The sequence below is a fragment of the Micromonospora sp. NPDC004540 genome (genome assembly GCF_040610095.1).
Classification (GTDB): Bacteria; Actinomycetota; Actinomycetes; order Mycobacteriales; family Micromonosporaceae; genus Micromonospora.
In genome coordinates, this window is record NZ_JBEXLR010000009.1 from 18,051 (window position 1) to 34,047 (window position 15,997).

Consider the following 15,997-nt stretch of genomic DNA (forward strand, 5'->3'; position numbering starts at 1 on the left):
TGCCCGGTGGGAGCTCCCGGCACCTGGCAGCGGCGGATCAGCCCTTCTCCGCGCCGCTCGTCAGGCCCTCGGTGAGCAGCCGCTCGCTGGCGAAGAAGAGGATCACGATCGGCAGCGTGAGGATCACCGAGCCGGCCATCAGCACCGTCTTCGGCACCTCGACGCCGTCGGAGAGCAGCGACAGGCCCAGCGAGACGGTCCACCGGTTGGGCCGGTCGACCAGGAAGAGCAGCGCGAAGAGGAACTCGTTCCAGGCGATCATGAAGTCGTAGAGGGCGACCGCCATCACCGACGGCGCGGCGAGCGGCAGGCTGACCCGGCGGATGATGCCGAGCCGGCCGGCCCCGTCGATGGCCGCGGACTCCTCCAGGCTGACCGGGATCGTCTCGAAGTAGTTCTTCAGCATGTAGACCGAGACCGGCAGGGTCTGCGAGATGTAGACCAGCACCAGCCCGACCAGCGACCCCCGCAGCCCGGCGCGGGTGAAGACCACGAAGAGCGGGATCGCGATGACGATCGACGGGAACAGGTAGACCGCCAGGAACAGCGCGCTGACCTGCCGCCGGCCGAAGAACCGCAGCCGGGACACCGCGTACGCGCCGGGGATGGCGATCACCAGGGTGAGCGCGGTGGCCGCCAGGGCCACGATGCCGCTGTTGCGGATGAAGGCGAGGAAGCCCTGCCCGCCGTCCTCGACGGACTTGAGCACCTCGGCGTAGGTGGCGACGGTCAGCTCGCCGAACGGCACGAGCAGCGAGCCGGGGTCGAGCAGCAGCCGCTCGATGGGGCGTACCGACAGCACCAGCATGTACCAGAACGGCAGCAGGGTGACCAGCAGGAAGCCCGCGATCACCAGCCGGCGCAGCCAGCGCAGGCTCACCGTCTCGATCCGGTCCCGGTCCATCACGCCTCCTCCCGTCGGCCGCTGAAGAAGCGCAGGTAGATCGCGACGAAGACGATCAGCACCACGGCCAGCACGACCGCCTGCGCCGCCGCCGCGCCGATGTCGGTCCGCGCGGTGAGGAACTGGTAGACCCGGACGCTGACCACCTCGGTGCCGGCCGAGCCGCCGGTGAGCAGGTAGACGTCGTCGAACTTGTTGAAGGTCATGATGAACCGGAGCACCCCGATCAGCGCGATCACCGGCATGAGCTGGGGCAGCAGGATGTGCCGGAAGCGCTGGGTCGGGGTGGCCCCGTCGACCCGGGCGGCCTCCTCCAGCTCGGCCGGCACGGCCTGGAGCCGGGCCAGCAGGAACAGGAAGGCGAACGGGAAGTAGCGCCACGCCTCGAACGCGATGACCGTCCAGAGCGCGGTGGACTCCTGGGACAGGAACGGCACGGGCGCGTCCCAGCCGAGGAACCGCCGGCCCCAGTCGTTGACGAAGCCGATCTGCGGGTCGAGCATCACCTGCCAGACGAAGGTCATGGCGACCACCGGCGCCACGTACGGCAGCAGCATGGACGCGCGGACGATCGTGCGGCCCCGGAACGGCCGGCGGACCACCAGCGCCGCCACCAGGCCGACCAGGATCGAGCCGACGGTCCCGCCGGCGCTGTAGACGACGGTGGTCCACAGCGTGTCGGCGAAGCCGGGGGTGTGCAGCACCCGGTCGACGTTGTCCAGGGTCAGCTCGCCGAAGAGGCCGGTGCGGCGCAGGGTCGCGAGGCGTACCCGTTGGAAGGCCAGGACCACGGTCCAGACGATGGGGATGCCGATCACCGCGACCACGACGAGCAGGGTCGGGGTGACCAGCGCGAGCCCCGCGCGGGACTCGCGGCGGCGCAGGGTGAGCGGGCGTCTGCCGGGCCGGCGCGGCCGCTCCCGGGTGGGGGAGCGGCCGGCCTCCGGCGCGGTGGTGGTCAATTCACGCCCTTGGCGATCGCGTCGACGTCCTTCTTCGCCCGCCCGGCGGCGGCCTGGGCGTCGGACTTCCCGCCGATCACGTCGGCGAGCGCCTTGGGCACCGGCAGCTCGCCGAGGATCGCACCGACCAGCTTCCCCTGGCCCTGGGTCAGCCCCCAGCGCTGAAAGGTGTCCGGGCTCTTGCGCAGGGTGGCGAGCACGTCCTCGCCGTAGACCGCCGACAGCGGCTGCTTGCGGTCCACCCCGGCCTGGCTGGTGTTCCAGGCGGTGAGGAACTTCTGCTTGTCCTCCGCGGTGCCGGTACGCACCGGGAAGCGCCCCTCGGGGGACATGCCGAACCAGCGCGGGTAGCCGTCGGAGAGCATGTACTCCACGAAGGACGACGCGGAGTCGCTCGCGCCGTCGAGCACCGCCCAGGAGCTGATCTCGCCGTACTGGGCCGGCTCGGCGCCGTTCGGCCCCTTGATGGCGGTGACGAAGCCGCTGTTCTTCGCCAGCCACGCCGGGTCGGACTGGCACTGCGGGCAGGTCGGCTTGGCGTCGTTGCGCAGCCCGGCCAGCTCGTCGAGGATGAACGGCGACCAGATCAGCATGGCCGCCTTTCCGGCGAAGTAGGTGGCCCGGGTGGTGTCCACGTCCTGCGCGCCCTTGACCGAGTTGTTCCGCATCAGGTCGCCGTAGAAGCGGAACGCCTCGACGCACTCGGCGGAGTCCAGCGTGACCTCGCCGGCGTCGTCGGTGAGCTGGCAGTTGTTGGCCAGGGCGAGGTGCTCGAAGGTCTGCTGGGTGAAGACGTCGCCGGGAGCGGTCGCCGCCGTGATGCCGGCGACGCCGCCGGTGTTCAGCTTCGCCGCCGCGGCGGCGATCTTCTCGTACGTGTCGGGGGCGGCCAGGCCCGCCGCGGCGAACAGGTCCTTGCGGTAGACCAGCAGCTGGCCCCACCCGTCGCTGGGGACCGCGAGCTGCTTGCCGTCCTCGCTGGTCAGTTCGAGGGCGCGCGGGGAGAACGTGTCCCGGCCGAGCTTGTCGACGACCCGCTTGTTGGCGTCGGGCTCGAGCAGGTCGTTGCCGGCGAGCGTGCGCACCCCGGCCAGGGAGACCGAGCCGACCACGTCGGGCAGGTCGCCGGCGGCGGCGCTGGATGCGATGAGGGAGGGGAACTGGTCCTCGTTGACGGTGACCAGGTTGACCTTGACGCCGGTCTTGGCGGTGTAGTCCGCGATGATCGCCTTGGTGGCGTTCACCCGGTCCGCCACGTCTTCCAGGCTCCACACGGTTATCTGGGAACTGTCGGATTTCGGCTCGTCGTCACCGCAGGCCAGCAGGGATGTCCCGGCAAGTGCCATGATCAGGGTGGAGGCGAGGATCCGCATCGAGGGTGATGGCATCGGTGGCACTCCTCTCGAAGGGTACAACAGGGATTTAACGCCCTCGATTGATCGTTTACAAGACAATTACCAATATTTCGGTTTAGAATTGGCTCCGGCACTTTCCTCGGAGCGACGCCATGGCCAACTGGGTTGTCTCTCTGGCCGGGCCCCGGCGGGTGAGCCTGGAGCCCTGCCCCCCGGATCCGCTCGGCCCCGGCCAGGTCCGCGTCCGCACCTGCTACTCCGGCATCTCCGCCGGCACCGAGCTGACCCTCTACCGGGGCAGCAATCCCCGGCTCAGCAAGGACTGGGACGACGCCACCCGGATGTTCGTGCCGCGGCAGGCCGCGCCCGCGTACCCGGTGGTGGGCTTCGGCTACGAGGAGGTCGGCGAGATCGTCGAGGTCGCTCCCGACGTCGCCGACCGCCTGCCCGGCCAGGTCGTCTGGGGCATGTGGGGGCACCGCGCGGAGGCCGTGCTGGCGTCCGGCGCGGTCACGCCGCTGCCGCCCGGGCTCGACCCCCTGGTCGCCGTCTTCGCCCGCCCCGGCGCCATCGCGCTGACCGCCGTGCTCGCCGGCGACCTGCACCTCGGCGACTGGGTCGGGGTCTTCGGGCAGGGGGTCATCGGGCTGCTCGGCACCCGGCTCGCCGTCCTTTCCGGAGCCCGGGTGGTGGCCGTCGACCGGGTGCCGGACCGGCTCGCGCACGCCACCCGACTCGGCGCCCGCCGGGTGGTCGACGCCACCGTCGACTCCGCCGCCGCCGCGCTGCACGCGGCCACCGGCGGCCGCGGCGCGGACGTCTGTCTGGAGCTGTCCGGGTCGTACCCGGCGCTGCACGAGGCGATCCGCGCCACCGCCCACGCCGGCCGCGTCGTGGCCGCCGGCTTCTACCAGGGGTACGCCCACGGGCTGGGACTCGGCGAGGAGTTCCACCACAACCGGATCCAGCTGGTGGCGGCCCAGATCTCCGGGCCCACCCCGGCACCCGGCACGGCCGGCCGGTGGACCGGGACCCGGATCGCCCACACCTTCATGGAGCTGGTGGCCGAGGGCAGCGTCGACCCGCTGCCGCTGGTGAGCCACGTCGTCGACGCGGGCGCGGTGGCCGACGCGCTGGCGTTGCTCGACCGCGGTGACGGTGACGTCCTCCAAGTCGTGCTGAGGTTCTCATGACCATCCCACTCGCCTGCCAGGAGCAGTTGCTCCCCGGCGCCGGCCTGTCCGAGAAGTACGCCCTCGCCGTCTCCCTCGGCTACCAGGGCATCGAGCTGCGCGGCCGGGGCGACCTGGCCCTCGCCCGGCGGCTGCCGGAGTTGCGCCGGGCCCGCGCCGAGGGCGTGGTCATGCCGACCGTCTGCGTCGAGATGGACCACTTCATCGGCGACTTCGACCCCGAGCGCTCCCGGGACGCGGTGCGCAACCTGCGCTCCCAGCTCTCGGTGATCGCCGAGCTCGGCGGGATCGGCGCCATGACGCCGGCCGCCTGGGGGATGTTCTCCCGCCGGCTGCCGCCGTTCGAGCCGCCCCGCCCGCCCGAGGGCGACCGGCAGGTGCTGGTCGACGCCCTGGGCGAGCTGGGCGAGCACGCCCGCGCCGAGGGGGTCGCCCTCTTCCTGGAACCCCTCAACCGGTACGAGGACCACATGGTCAACCGGCTCGACGAGGCGGTCGCCCTGTGTCGGGCCGTCGGCCTGCCCTCGGTCCGGGTGGTCGCCGACACCTACCACATGAACATCGAGGAGGACGACGCCGGCGCGGCGCTCCGCGCGGCCGCGCCGTACCTGGGGCACGTGCAGGTCAGCGACTCCAACCGCTACCAGCCGGGGGCCGGGCACCTGGACTGGCGGGCGCTGCTGGCCACCCTGGACGAGATCGGCTACACCGGCTGGCTGGCGCTGGAGTGCCGGCTGCGTGGCGAGCCGGTCGCCGCCCTGCGCCAGGCCGCCACCGTCCTGGCCCAGGCTCGGCCGCGGCGGGCGGCGGCGTGAGCGCGGGCATGCCCGGCGGCACGGCCGGGGTGCGGGCCGGCGACCCCGGCCGCACGGACGCCGAGCGGGCCGCCCGGCTGCGCCGGCTGGCACTGGCCACGCTGGACGCCAACTGGGAACACGACCACACCGTCCCGTCCCGCACCCTCTATCCGCACCAGTGGAGCTGGGACTCGGCCTTCATCGCGGTCGGGCTGGCGCACGCCCGCCCCGACCGGGCCTGGCGGGAGCTGCGCACCCTGTTCGCTGCGCAGTGGGCCGACGGGCGGGTGCCGCACATCGTGTTCAACCCGGCGCTGCGGGTCGGCGCGTACTTCCCCGGGCCCGAGTTCTGGGATTCGGCCCGGGCCGACGGCGCCCCGGCGCCGGCCACCTCGGGGATCGTCCAGCCGCCGGTGCACGCCCCGGCCGCCTGGCTGATGCACCGCCGCGCCCCCTCCGAGACGTCGGTCGCGGCGCTGCGCTGGCTCTACCCGCGGCTGGTCGCCCAGCAGCGCTACCTGACCGGGCGGCGGGACGTCGGCGGCGGCGGGCTGGCCGCCGTCGTGCACCCGTGGGAGTCCGGCCTGGACAACAGCCCCGCCTGGGACGCCCCGATGGCCGCGGTGCCCGCCGACGAGGCGGTGATGCGGGCGTACCGCCGGCACGACACCGCGCACGCCGACGCGGCGCACCGCCCCACCGACCTGGACTACGCGCGCTACGTCGCGCTCGTGGACTCCTACCGGGCGGGCGGCTACCGGGACGAGGGGCTGCTGGGCCGGCATCCGTTCCTGGTGGAGTGCCCGCTGGTCAACGCGGCGCTCGGGGTCTCCGAGCGGGCCCTCGCGCGGATCGCCAGCGTGGTCGGCGCCGACCCGGGGCCGCACCGGGACCGCGCGGTGAGGATCACGCAGGCCCTGGTCGACCGGCTCTTCGACCCGGTCACCGGGACCTTCCGCCCGCGCGACGTGCGGACCGACCGGCTCGTCCCGGCCCGCACGGTGCTCGGGCTGATGCCGCTGATCCTGCCCGACCTGCCGCCCCGCCAGGTGCGGGCCGTGCTCGCGGAGGCGTGCTCGCCCCGGTTCGGCCTGGCCGCCCGGATGGATCGCCCGCTGCCCACCCACGACCGCACCGCGCCGGACTTCGAGCCGCTGCGCTACTGGCGCGGCCCGAGCTGGCTGAACACCAGCTGGCTCCTGTGGCGCGGCCTGCGCGGCCACCGCCGCGGCGACCTGGCCGCCGGGCTGCGGGGGTCCATGCTGGACCTGGTCGACGGGGCCGGCTGCCACGAGTACTTCCACCCGGACACCGGGGCCGGGCTCGGCTCGCCGGCGTTCAGTTGGACCGCCGCGCTGGTGCTGGACGTGCTCGCCGAGGGCTGAGCCGCCGGCGGCGCCGTGGGCGGCGACGCCGGCGGCCCTCCCACACGGCTGAGGGCTCATCCCTGCTTCGCCGATGGCGGCGGGAGTGTTCGCGGTCGCGCCCCGGTTCCTCGGTTGCCGATCGGAACATCGACGGCTGCCACGGCGGCTCATTGTGTCCAGGCTCGACCGCGCCCAGTGTCGGAGCCCGCCGAGCTGCCCGGTGCGCGTTCCCCCTGGCTCCCGCTGCTGACCGGGTCGGCCACCGGCGCTCGCGTGTCTACAGGCGAGCTTGACGTCGGCCTGCGATTGCGCTGGCGGCAAGCGTGATCACCATGACCGCCGCGAGGATGAGGATCGCGGTGATGGAGACCTCCATTTCCCACCCTGCCTGTTGGGAACAGAGCAGGTAGGTGGCTTGCGCCAAGGCTGGCGCCAGGAGAAGCACCAAGGCGACGATGGGCATCCGTGCATCGATGGGCGCGGTGATGACGGCCAGTGCGGCGAACGCGCACAGGGACATCAGTGGTGCGTCCGACCAGCCGTTGATTGGGCTCGGCGCCAGAAGGAGGGCTGCCGCTGCCCCGAGGACGGGCCAGGTCCACGGTTTGGTCACGGGCGTTCGGGGCGCGCGGAGCAGTCGCAGCAACGCCAGCGAAGCTAGCAGCGCCGGCCAGAACTGGGGAACCATCGCGTCCTGGAGGTCATAGACCGACGAGAACCAGAACGACGGGTCCCATCCGTTCGCCGATCCATGTTGCGCGGCCACGGTCAAGATCGCCGCAGCGATTGCCAGCCGGTAGAAACCCCAGGCCGCCGCGAAAAGCGCGATCGTCAGCAGCGCCGGGATGACGATGAACCACCAAGTGCCGGGGTTGTACGGGCCCTCCGACAGCACCGTCACCAAGAGTGAGATGGGACCTCCGGCCCAGAGCGTCAGGCCGTACACGAGCAGGGACAGCGCGGACAGTCGCAGCGCGGAGTGTCCCAGCGCCGATCGCGAGCCGAGCCGGTCTGCACCGGTGCGGGCGCGTAGCCCTCCCACCACGAGGGCTGCCGCTTCCCGAAGGCTCGGCCGCCGCGCGTTGTCAGCCGTGGCGAGCAGGGTTTCGAGCATCTCGTCGGCGCGATACTGCCGGTAGGCGCGAGGGTAGGCCCGCAATAGCCACCGGTAACGGCGCTCCAGCTCAGTCATGCCGGCACCACCCAACCCGCCGCAGGCGTCGAGCGGACGGAACGATCACGAACGACGCTCGCCGCCGCAGCCATCCGCTCCGCTTCCGCACGCAGCGCGGACATACCTCGCTGGGTCAGCTCGTAGGTGCGGCGGGCGCGGCCGTTGACCACCGCCTCCTCGGCCACCCGCACCATCTCCTCACCGGTGAGCCGGTCCAAAGCGGCGTAGAGGGTGCCCGTCGTGAGGCGCACCCGCCCGTTGGACAACTCCTGCGCCCGCTTGACGATCGCGTAGCCGTGCAAGGGTTCGTCCTGCAACGCGGCCAAGATGAAGTAGGTGGGTTCGCGCATCGACGCGAAGGAACCAGTCATGCCGTCGACATAAGCAGATGATCGATGTATAGGTCAAGACTCGATGGACTCGCGGCTACCCTCACCGGTCCAACTCGCGGAGACCTTCTATCCGTAGCTCACCAAAGATGGGCCAGGGTCGGATGAAGGCCGATACGACGCCAGCCAGCACCGGAGGCCCTGGGAGGATGTCGGCATGGACTCGCTGACCGAGAGCCTGCGCGACGCGGAGCGCCGTCTACAGGCTGCTCAGCTTGCAGCTGATGCGGAAGCCCTTGACGAGCTGATCGATGATCGGCTGATCTTCACCGGCCCGGGTGGACGGCTCTACAGCAAGGCCGATGACCTGGCGCTCCAGCGCTCGGGACAGCAGCGGCTCACTCAGGTCACGGAGGAGGAGCTGTTCGTCCTGGCCGCCGGAACAACGGGTGTCACCTGGTTTCTCGGAACGCTCTCCGGAGTATTTCAGGGGCGGGCTTTTACGGCGCGTCTGCGCTACACCCGCACCTGGACCCATGCGCCGCAACGTGGATGGAGACTCCTCGCGGCACACGTCAGTGAGGCACCATAGACCCCGCCTACCACCGCGAGCGGAGGAGGTAACCCGAGATCTCTTCGAGCATTGGCTGACGGTCTCCGGCTCGAAGTAGTACGGCCGGACGCCTTGGTCGATAACCATCACTCGGGCTACCGCTTCCCGAGCGAGCATGTCTTCGACGCTGTGGTTCTCGATGGCTGCCCTGTCCGGCCGGGCGGGGCTCAGGCGATGCCGGCGGGGGTCCCGCCGCCGGCCCGCAGCGCGGCCATCGGGGCGTCGTCGATCGCGTAGCCGAGCGCGTCGACCACCTCGACCACGCCGCTGACCTGCCGGGCCAGCCGCAGCGCGAGGCGCACCGTGGACCAGCGGTCGAGCTGCCCCGTGAGGGTCACGATGCCGCCGTGCACGGTCACGTCCACCACGCCGTCGGGCACGCCGAGGGTGCGGCGCAGCACCTCGTCGCGGACGTCCCGCCGGATGTCGCCGTCCGGCCGCAGGTGCACCTTGAGCAGGTCACCGCGGGTCACGATGCCGACCAGCCGGCCCAGGTCGTCGACCACCGGGAGCCGCTTCACGCCCCGGGCGTCCATGACCCGGGCCGCCTCCACAAGCGACGCGTCCGGCGTGACGGTCACCGGGGGAGCGGTCATCAGATCGGCGGCCAGGGTCGCGCCGGCCTTCGCGCGCGCCTCCCGCCGGTGCCGGTCGGGCAGGATCCGTCGCGGCTGCGGCTGCCCCTGCAGCTCCACCTTGTACATGAGGTCCGCCTCGGAGACCACCCCGAGGACCCGCCCCGCCCCGTCCACCACCGGCGCCGCCGTGACGTGCCGGCCGGTCAGCACGTCGACGATCTCCCGGTACGCCGTGCCCTCCCGTACCGTCGCGACGTCGATGGTCATCACGTCCTGCACCTGCCACGTACGCATGGCGACCTCCTCTTTCCGTCTCCCACGCTAAGGACGGGCGGTGGTCGGGAGCAGGGGCGCACGGACCCCGCCGGCGGGCCGGAAGTCCCGGCTCAGCCGGCCGGGACGGCCGCCGGGTCGGCGGGTGCGGCCGGGGACGGCACGGCCGGCGCGTCCGCGGGCGGCTCGGGGGTCAGCAGCTCGGCCGGCACCGGCTCGACCTCGACCCGACAGTCGTGGAACGTCGGAGCCTCGCCCAGGTCGGTGTCGCGCACCGCGGTGACCGCGTTGACGGTGGCCCGGCCCGGGCTCAGCCGCGCCCAGTACGCCTTGTAGGTGAAGGCCAGCCCCGGCCGGGTCGCCTCGTCCACCGCGACCGCCGCGAGGAACGCGCCGCGGTCGTTGTGTACCCGCACCGCGTCGCCGTCGGCGAGGCCGCGCGCCGCCGCGTCGTCGGGGTGCAGGTGCACCCGGGGCGGCCCGGTCCGCCGGGTGTGCCAGGGCAGCGAGGCGAAGGTTGAGTTCATCAGGAACCGGCCGGCCGGGGCGAGCAGCACCAGCGGGAACCGGCGGGCCAGCTCGGGGTCGGCCGCCTCCACCGGCGGGGTGTGCCCGGGCAGCGGGTCCACCCCGAGCCGGGCCAGCGCCGGGTCGTGCAGCCGGGCCCGGCCGTCCGGGGTGCGGAAGCCGCCCGCGGCGAACGGGGCGGCGCCGACCGGCACCCCGGTGATCCGGGCGTACGTCCGCTCGCGCAGCTCCTCGAAGCTGACCGGCGTGCCGGCCAGCAGCTGCCGGGCAAGGTCCTCGTCGGTGTCGGAGAACCGGGGGTGGTCGATGGCGAGCGCGGCGGCGATCCGCCGGAAGATCTCGGTGTTCGGCAACGCCTCCCCGGGCGCCCGGGTGACCGGCAGGTTCAGCGTCGTGTAGTGGTGGCCGTAGGAGGAGTGCAGGTCGAGGTGCTCCGGCTGCATGGTGGCCGGCAGCACCACGTCGGCGTAGTCGCAGGTGTCGGTCCAGCGCTGTTCGAGCACGACGGTGAACAGGTCGGCGCGGCGCAGGCCGGCGAAGAGCCGGTTCTGGTCGGGGGCGGTGGCGGCCGGGTTGGCGTTGAACACCACGAGCGAGGTCACCGGCGGGTCGGCCTCCCCGGTGAGCACGGTCGCCAGCCGGCTCATGTTCACCGACCGGGCCGGCGGGGCCGGCATTCCGGGCGGCCGGACCACGGCGTCCTCGTCGATCGGGTGGTGCCCGCCGGTCGACACCAGGGCACCGCCACCCGGGTACCGGAAGTCGCCGGTGACCAGCGGCAGCGCGCAGATCGCCCGGATCGCCTGGCCGGCGCCGTGGTGCCGTTGCAGGCCCAGGCCCACCCGGACGGCGGTGGGTCGGGTGGTGGCGATCCGGTCGCCGAGCCGGCGGACCACCTCGACGGGCAGGCCGCAATCGGCGGCCGCCCGCTCCACCGGCCACTCGTCGAGCCGGGCGGCCAGCTCGGGCCAGCCGACGGTGTGCGCGGCCAGCCACTCCTCGTCGGCCGCCCCGGCGTCGCGCACGTGCCGCATCAGGCCGAGGGCGAGAGCCGCGTCGGTGCCGGGCAGCGGGGCGACGTGCTCGTCGCTGCGGGCCGCGGTGTCGGTGCGCAGCGGGTCGATGGTGACCAGGTACGCGCCGCGCTCCCGGGCCTGCTGCACGAACGGCCACAGGTGCAGGTTGGTGGCGAGCGGGTTGGCGCCCCACAGCACGACGAGCTTCGCCGCCACGATGGACTCCGGCTCGAAGCCGACCGAGCTGCCGTAGATCGAGCGCAGCGCCGCCCGGGCCGCGCCGGTGCAGATGGTGGTGTCCAGCCGGGACGCCCCCAGGTGGGCGAAGAGCCGCTGGCCCATCGTCCAGCCCTGCACGTGCCCCATGGTGCCGGCGAAGTAGTACGGCAGCACCGCCTCGGGGCCGTCCCGCTCGATGCTGGCGCGCAGCCCGGCGGCCACCCGATCGACCGCCTCCGCCCAGCTCGCCGGCCGGTAGGCGACCCGCCCGACACCCTTCGGGCCGGTGCGCACGTAGGGCGTGGTCAGCCGGTCGGGGCCGTTGACGGCGTCGAGGTAGCGGTTGACCTTGCCGCAGAGCGCGCCCCGGGTGAACGGGTGGTCGCGGTCGCCGCGCAGCGCGACCGCCCGGCCGTCCTCAACGGTGAGCTGCCAGACGCAGGTGTCCGGGCAGTCCAGCGGGCAGGCGCCGGGATGGGTGGTGCGGGCCATGCGGCGAGCCTACCGAGCGGCGGGCCGGCCCGGCCCCCGCCGCGGCGGCCAGGCGGATCACACGATCGGCCGCCAGTCCGGCCCGTCCGGTCGTCCGGTGGAGGTGAGCGCGGCGAGCATCACGTCCTCGACCTGTTCGGGCGTCAGGTGTTCCCGGCGGTCGGCGCCCGGCACGTAGGCGCCCCACGCCCGGCCCTCCGGCTCCTGCATGACGACACCGACCGGGTCGCGGCGGTCGCTCACCGCGGCGATGACTCCCCACGGCCGGCGGATGTGCACCTGTTGCTGGAGGTCCGGGTCGAGGTCCCGCAGCCACCGCCGGACGGTCTCGCGATCGTCCAGCCCGACCGTCTCCGTGGTGGTGCGGAAGAGGCTGTAGGTGGTCAACAGCTCCGCGACGTCCTGCCGGGCCGAGTCCGGCCCACCCAGCAGTCTTCCCAGCCACCCCATCCGGCTACTCCGTCCCGCGTCGGCGCCCGGCCGTTCGAGCATCATTGCGGAAGTGCCCCGTCGCGGAACGGCGGCAAACACGGAACCACGATGAACAGGAGCCCGAGGAGCACATGCCCGAGATCGACAAGGTCGCCTGGATCCGGATCGAGGACGGCCGGGTGCTGAGCACCCGGTCCCGGGGCAAGGACGTCTGGTACCTGCCCGGCGGCAAGCGGGAGGCCGGTGAGACCGACCTGGCGACCCTGGTCCGGGAGATCACCGAGGAGTTGGCCGTGGCGGTGGTGCCGGACTCCGCCGTCCCGCTCGGCGTCTTCACCGCGCAGGCCCACGGCCACGGCGCCGGCACGCTGGTCCGGATGACCTGCTACGCCGCCGACTACCGTGGCACGCTGCGGCCGGCGAGCGAGATCGCTGAGCTTGCCTGGCTCGGCTACGCCGACCGGGACCGGGTCTCCCCGGTGGACCAGCTCATCTTCGACCACTTCCGGTCCCTCGGCGCGCTGCGCTGACCTCCGCTCAGGCGGGCATGAGCCGGGCCAGGGCGCGCAGTGCGGTGCGCACCGTCGGGTCGTCGGCGCTGAGGCTGACCCGCAGCCCGGCCGGGGCGCCGCGCCGGGCGGCGAACTCGTCGGTTCCGGCCACGGCGACACCGCGCCGCCGGGCGAGCGAGGTGACCGCCTCGGCGTCGCGGTCGAGGCGTACCCAGGCGAACGGGGCCGGCCCGGGCGCGTCGACCCGGTCGCCGAGCAGCTCGCGGGCGAGCGTGGCCCGGCCGGCCAGCTCGGCGGAGCGGTTGGCGGCGAGCTGGTGCGCGTGCCCGCCGAGCACGAGCTGGGTGGCGATCTCGGCCACCAGGGGAGCGGGCGCCCAGGCGAGGGCGCGGGCCGCGGCGCGCAGCGGTTCCGCGAGGGACGGCGGGGCGTACCGGTAGCCGATCCGCAGCCCCGGGGCGAGGGTCTTGGTGATCCCGCCCAGGTGGACGGTCCGGGCGTGCCACGCGGCCACCGGGGGCGGCCGGTCGGGCAGCAGCGGGCCGAACGGGTCCTCCTCGATCACCACGAGGTCGTGGGCGGTGGCGACGGCGGCGAGTTCGCGGCGGCGGTCGGCGGGCACGGTGAGCCCGGTCGGGTTGTGCAGCGTGGGATGCAGGTGCAGTGCGGCGACCCGGCGGCGGGCGCAGAGCCGGTCGAGGGCGTCGGGCCGCGGGCCGGCCGCGTCGCTGGGCACGGTGGCCAGCTCGACCCGGAGCAGCCGGGCGGCGGCGAGCAGGCCGGGGTTGGTCAGCTCGGTGGTGACCACCACCTGCCGGGGCGGGGCGAGCGCGGCCAGCGCGGCGGCCAGGCCGTGCTGACCGCCGGCGGTCACCTCGATCCGGTCCGGTTCGGGCCGCCAGCCCGCGTGGGCCAGCCAGCGCGCCCCGGCGACCCGGTGCCGGACCGCGTCGGCGTCCTCCGCGCCGACCGCGTGCGGGTCGGCGGCGAGCCGGTGCAGGATCGGCGCCACGGCCCGGTGCACCGGCCCGTGGCCGGCCGGGTGCACGGCGGCCAGGTCCAGCACGGGCGCCGCGCCGGTCGGCGGCGGGGCGGGCGCCGGGGCGACGAAGGTGCCCCGGCCGACCTCGCCGGCGAGCAGGCCGCGCCGGGCCGCCACCTGGTAGGCCCGGCCGACGGTGGCGACCGTGACGCCGAGCCGCCGGGCCAGGTCCCGCTGCGGCGGCAGCCGGTCGCCGGGGCCGAGCCGGCCGGCCGCGATGTCGGCGCCGATGGCGTCGGCGAGCGCCAGATAGCGGGGCCCGGTCCCGGCCAGCCCCGCCGGCTCCCAGATTGTCACCGTGACAATCTAGCCGCCGCGCGCCTCGCCCGCCGCCGGATTGTCACCGTGACAATCCGCGCCACCCGGTTCCCCGGGTACGCGCCGGAGGCTGCCCGCATGACGGTCACCTCCGCCGCCCTCTGGCGGCACGCCACCTTCCGCCGGCTCTGGCTCTCCGACGCGGTCAGCACCCTGGGCACCCACGTCACCACGGTGGCGCTGCCCCTGGCCGCGCTGACCGCGCTCGGCGCGGGCACCACCGGGGTCGCCGTGCTGACCGCCGCCACCACGCTGCCGTACCTGCTGCTCGGCGTGCCGGCCGGGGCGCTGGTGGACCGGCTGCCCCGCCGCGCCGTGCTGGTCGGCGCCGACCTGGCCCGGGCCGTGCTGCTGGCCAGCGTCCCGCTCGCCTGGGCGGCCGGGCTGCTGAGCCTGGCCCACCTCGTGGCGGTGGCACTGCTGGCCGGCTGCGCGACCGTGCTGTTCGACGTGGCGTACTTCGCCGCCGTGCCGGCGGTGGTGCCAGCCGCCCGGCTGGCCGACGCCAACGCCCGCCTCGAGGCGACCCGGGCGGTCGGGCAGACCGCCGGCCCGGGCCTGGCCGGCGTGCTGGTCGGCGTCCTCGGCGCGCCGCTGGCCCTGCTGGTCGACGTGGCCAGCTTCGTCACCTCGGCGCTCTTCCTGGCCGGTACGCCCCGGCTGGCCCGCACCGCGACGCCCGGCGCCGGCGGGCTGTGGCGGGACGCCGCCGGGGGGATCCGCTTCGTCTTCCGCGACCCGGTGGTGCGGGCGCTGACCCTGTGCTCCGGCCTGACCAACCTCTGGCACGCCGGCTTCCTCGCCATGCTGCTGGTCCACGCGGTCCGCGAGCTGCGGCTGCCAGCCGCCACGGTCGGCCTGCTGGTCGCCGGCGCCAACGTCGGCTACCTGCTCGGCGCGGCGGTCGCCGGCCGGGCCCGGGCCCGCCTCGGTGTCGGCCGGGCGGTCACCGGGGCGGCGGTGCTCCAGGCCGGGGCGGCGCTGGTGCTCTGGCCGCACCCGGTCGGTATCGCCCTCGGGCTGGCGGTGAACGCCTTCGCCAGCGGGCTCTACAACGTCAACGCGGTCAGCCTCCGGCAGGCCGCCACCCCGCCCGCGCTGCTGTCCCGGATGACCGCGACCAGCCGGTTCGTCATCTGGGGGGCGATGCCGCTCGGTGCGGCGCTGGGTGGCGCGCTGACCGGGCTGCTGGGCGCGCCGGCGTACCTCGCGCTGGCCGCGGCGGGGATGGCCGGGGCGGCGCTGGTCACCCGCTGCTCGCCGGTCTGGCGTACCCGGGACTTCCCGATCCCCGACGCGCCGCCGGCGGCGGTGCCCGCCGCGCGGTGACGGCCGTTTGCCGCCGCCGGGCGCGGGTAACCGCGGGCGCGACGTTCCGGGCCGCGAGGCGCGGACGGGTCGGACACCCGGCGGCGGCCGGCGACGACAGGAGTAGGGCTGTGCGGTTTCCCCGATTCGTCGAGGCGGTGTCCCGCCGCGCCGAGCTGCCCACCGAGCAGGCCGCCACGATCTCCCGGGCGGTGTTGCAGACCCTCGCCGAGCGGATCACCGCCAGCGAGACGGCGGACCTTGCCGCGCAGTTGCCGGACGAGGTCGGCAGCTACCTCGCCGCGCCGGGCGAGGGCGGCACGACCGGCGGCGCGGTCGCCTTCCTGTACCGGGTCGCCGAGCGGGCCGGAGTGGACCCGGCGGTCGCCGAGGTGGGTGCCCGCGCGGTGCTCGCGACCCTGCGCGAGACGGTCACGGTCGGCGAGTTCCAGGATCTCGTGGCGCAGCTCCCCAAGGGATTCGACGCGATGGTCGACCCGATCCCGCGTCCGCCGTACGATGTGTAGGCAGGCTCCCCGAGACCCGGGTTGAGCTGCGGCAGAGGGGCCGTGACGGTGAAGATTC

General features: G+C 74.1%; 16 protein-coding genes. 7 read left to right on the forward strand and 9 right to left on the reverse strand.

Annotation, left to right across the window (positions count from 1 at the left end; genetic code table 11):
- Positions 1-37: 37 nt before the first annotated feature.
- The 3 genes from ABZV78_RS05030 to ABZV78_RS05040 are packed head-to-tail and all read right to left on the reverse strand — an operon-like array spanning position 38 to position 3,254.
- A complete protein-coding gene (locus ABZV78_RS05030; RefSeq protein ID WP_148431877.1) occupies positions 38-904 on the reverse strand; it encodes a carbohydrate ABC transporter permease in 867 nt (288 codons plus the stop codon).
- The gene (locus tag ABZV78_RS05035) at positions 904-1,866 is read right to left on the reverse strand and encodes a sugar ABC transporter permease (protein WP_355635471.1); all 963 of its coding nucleotides are present in this window, start codon (positions 1,864-1,866) and stop codon (positions 904-906) included. Before ABZV78_RS05035 ends, ABZV78_RS05030 begins: the two co-directional genes overlap by 1 nt.
- The gene (locus ABZV78_RS05040; protein ID WP_355635472.1) at positions 1,863-3,254 is read right to left on the reverse strand and encodes an extracellular solute-binding protein; all 1,392 of its coding nucleotides are present in this window, start codon (positions 3,252-3,254) and stop codon (positions 1,863-1,865) included. Before ABZV78_RS05040 ends, ABZV78_RS05035 begins: the two co-directional genes overlap by 4 nt.
- A gap of 119 nt (positions 3,255-3,373) precedes the next feature.
- On the opposite strand from ABZV78_RS05040, the gene ABZV78_RS05045 reads away from it, so the two are divergent.
- The 3 genes from ABZV78_RS05045 to ABZV78_RS05055 are packed head-to-tail and all read left to right on the forward strand — an operon-like array spanning position 3,374 to position 6,596.
- Positions 3,374-4,414: a zinc-binding dehydrogenase gene (locus ABZV78_RS05045; RefSeq protein ID WP_355635473.1), complete on the forward strand. Its 1,041-nt coding sequence runs from the start codon at positions 3,374-3,376 to the stop codon at positions 4,412-4,414.
- On the forward strand, positions 4,411-5,229 hold the full coding sequence (locus ABZV78_RS05050) for a sugar phosphate isomerase/epimerase family protein (RefSeq protein ID WP_355635474.1): 819 nt from the start codon (positions 4,411-4,413) through the stop codon (positions 5,227-5,229). Before ABZV78_RS05045 ends, ABZV78_RS05050 begins: the two co-directional genes overlap by 4 nt.
- 8 nt (positions 5,230-5,237) lie before the next feature.
- Positions 5,238-6,596, forward strand: coding sequence for a hypothetical protein (locus ABZV78_RS05055; RefSeq protein WP_355635542.1), 1,359 nt, complete (start codon positions 5,238-5,240; stop codon positions 6,594-6,596).
- 259 nt (positions 6,597-6,855) lie between these two features.
- On the opposite strand, the gene ABZV78_RS05060 is transcribed toward ABZV78_RS05055, so the two are convergent.
- Complete coding sequence (locus ABZV78_RS05060) at positions 6,856-7,770, reverse strand: hypothetical protein (RefSeq protein WP_355635475.1); 915 nt, start codon at positions 7,768-7,770, stop codon at positions 6,856-6,858.
- Positions 7,767-8,123: a PadR family transcriptional regulator gene (locus ABZV78_RS05065; RefSeq protein WP_355635476.1), complete on the reverse strand. Its 357-nt coding sequence runs from the start codon at positions 8,121-8,123 to the stop codon at positions 7,767-7,769. The genes ABZV78_RS05060 and ABZV78_RS05065 overlap by 4 nt, the downstream gene beginning before the upstream one ends.
- Positions 8,124-8,298: 175 nt before the next feature.
- On the opposite strand from ABZV78_RS05065, the gene ABZV78_RS05070 reads away from it, so the two are divergent.
- Positions 8,299-8,673, forward strand: a complete 375-nt coding sequence (locus tag ABZV78_RS05070; RefSeq protein ID WP_355635477.1) for a nuclear transport factor 2 family protein — start codon at positions 8,299-8,301, stop codon at positions 8,671-8,673.
- A gap of 188 nt (positions 8,674-8,861) precedes the next feature.
- Here ABZV78_RS05070 and ABZV78_RS05075 read toward each other — a convergent pair whose 3' ends face one another.
- From ABZV78_RS05075 to ABZV78_RS05085, 3 genes are all read right to left on the reverse strand, one after another.
- Complete coding sequence (locus ABZV78_RS05075; protein WP_355635478.1) at positions 8,862-9,566, reverse strand: CBS domain-containing protein; 705 nt, start codon at positions 9,564-9,566, stop codon at positions 8,862-8,864.
- Between the two features lie 92 nt (positions 9,567-9,658).
- On the reverse strand, positions 9,659-11,800 hold the full coding sequence (locus tag ABZV78_RS05080) for a molybdopterin-dependent oxidoreductase (RefSeq protein WP_355635479.1): 2,142 nt from the start codon (positions 11,798-11,800) through the stop codon (positions 9,659-9,661).
- A 57-nt stretch (positions 11,801-11,857) separates the two neighbouring features.
- Complete coding sequence (locus tag ABZV78_RS05085) at positions 11,858-12,250, reverse strand: hypothetical protein (protein WP_355635480.1); 393 nt, start codon at positions 12,248-12,250, stop codon at positions 11,858-11,860.
- 113 nt (positions 12,251-12,363) lie between these two features.
- Between ABZV78_RS05085 and ABZV78_RS05090 the strand changes: the two genes are divergently transcribed.
- Positions 12,364-12,762 carry an NUDIX domain-containing protein gene (locus ABZV78_RS05090; protein WP_355635481.1) on the forward strand — a complete coding sequence of 133 codons (399 nt, stop codon included), beginning with the start codon at positions 12,364-12,366 and terminating at the stop codon, positions 12,760-12,762.
- A 7-nt stretch (positions 12,763-12,769) separates the two neighbouring features.
- Here the strand turns inward: ABZV78_RS05090 and ABZV78_RS05095 are convergent, their stop codons facing one another.
- Positions 12,770-14,083 (reverse strand): PLP-dependent aminotransferase family protein, encoded by a 1,314-nt coding sequence (locus tag ABZV78_RS05095; protein WP_355635482.1) that lies wholly within the window; start codon positions 14,081-14,083, stop codon positions 12,770-12,772.
- Positions 14,084-14,182: 99 nt separating this feature from the next.
- Here ABZV78_RS05095 and ABZV78_RS05100 point away from each other — a divergent pair, with 99 nt between their 5' ends.
- Together ABZV78_RS05100 and ABZV78_RS05105 are read left to right on the forward strand one after the other, a co-directional pair.
- A complete protein-coding gene (locus tag ABZV78_RS05100) occupies positions 14,183-15,433 on the forward strand; it encodes an MFS transporter (protein WP_355635483.1) in 1,251 nt (416 codons plus the stop codon).
- A 110-nt stretch (positions 15,434-15,543) separates the two neighbouring features.
- The gene (locus tag ABZV78_RS05105) at positions 15,544-15,939 is read left to right on the forward strand and encodes a DUF2267 domain-containing protein (RefSeq protein ID WP_355635484.1); all 396 of its coding nucleotides are present in this window, start codon (positions 15,544-15,546) and stop codon (positions 15,937-15,939) included.
- Positions 15,940-15,997: the final 58 nt, after the last annotated feature.

Bases quoted from the DNA above. Each gene is read 5' to 3' on its own strand.
- ABZV78_RS05060 (WP_355635475.1), bottom strand. From the start codon at position 7,770: ATGACTGAGCTGGAGCGCCGTTACCGGTGGCTATTGCGGGCCTACCCT.
- ABZV78_RS05090 (WP_355635481.1), top strand. From the start codon at position 12,364: ATGCCCGAGATCGACAAGGTCGCCTGGATCCGGATCGAGGACGGCCGG.
- ABZV78_RS05030 (WP_148431877.1), bottom strand. From the start codon at position 904: ATGGACCGGGACCGGATCGAGACGGTGAGCCTGCGCTGGCTGCGCCGG.
- ABZV78_RS05050 (WP_355635474.1), top strand. From the start codon at position 4,411: ATGACCATCCCACTCGCCTGCCAGGAGCAGTTGCTCCCCGGCGCCGGC.
- ABZV78_RS05080 (WP_355635479.1), bottom strand. From the start codon at position 11,800: ATGGCCCGCACCACCCATCCCGGCGCCTGCCCGCTGGACTGCCCGGAC.
- ABZV78_RS05045 (WP_355635473.1), top strand. From the start codon at position 3,374: ATGGCCAACTGGGTTGTCTCTCTGGCCGGGCCCCGGCGGGTGAGCCTG.
- ABZV78_RS05055 (WP_355635542.1), top strand. From the start codon at position 5,238: ATGCCCGGCGGCACGGCCGGGGTGCGGGCCGGCGACCCCGGCCGCACG.
- ABZV78_RS05100 (WP_355635483.1), top strand. From the start codon at position 14,183: ATGACGGTCACCTCCGCCGCCCTCTGGCGGCACGCCACCTTCCGCCGG.
- ABZV78_RS05085 (WP_355635480.1), bottom strand. From the start codon at position 12,250: ATGGGGTGGCTGGGAAGACTGCTGGGTGGGCCGGACTCGGCCCGGCAG.
- ABZV78_RS05065 (WP_355635476.1), bottom strand. From the start codon at position 8,123: ATGACTGGTTCCTTCGCGTCGATGCGCGAACCCACCTACTTCATCTTG.
- ABZV78_RS05070 (WP_355635477.1), top strand. From the start codon at position 8,299: ATGGACTCGCTGACCGAGAGCCTGCGCGACGCGGAGCGCCGTCTACAG.
- ABZV78_RS05075 (WP_355635478.1), bottom strand. From the start codon at position 9,566: ATGCGTACGTGGCAGGTGCAGGACGTGATGACCATCGACGTCGCGACG.
- ABZV78_RS05040 (WP_355635472.1), bottom strand. From the start codon at position 3,254: ATGCCATCACCCTCGATGCGGATCCTCGCCTCCACCCTGATCATGGCA.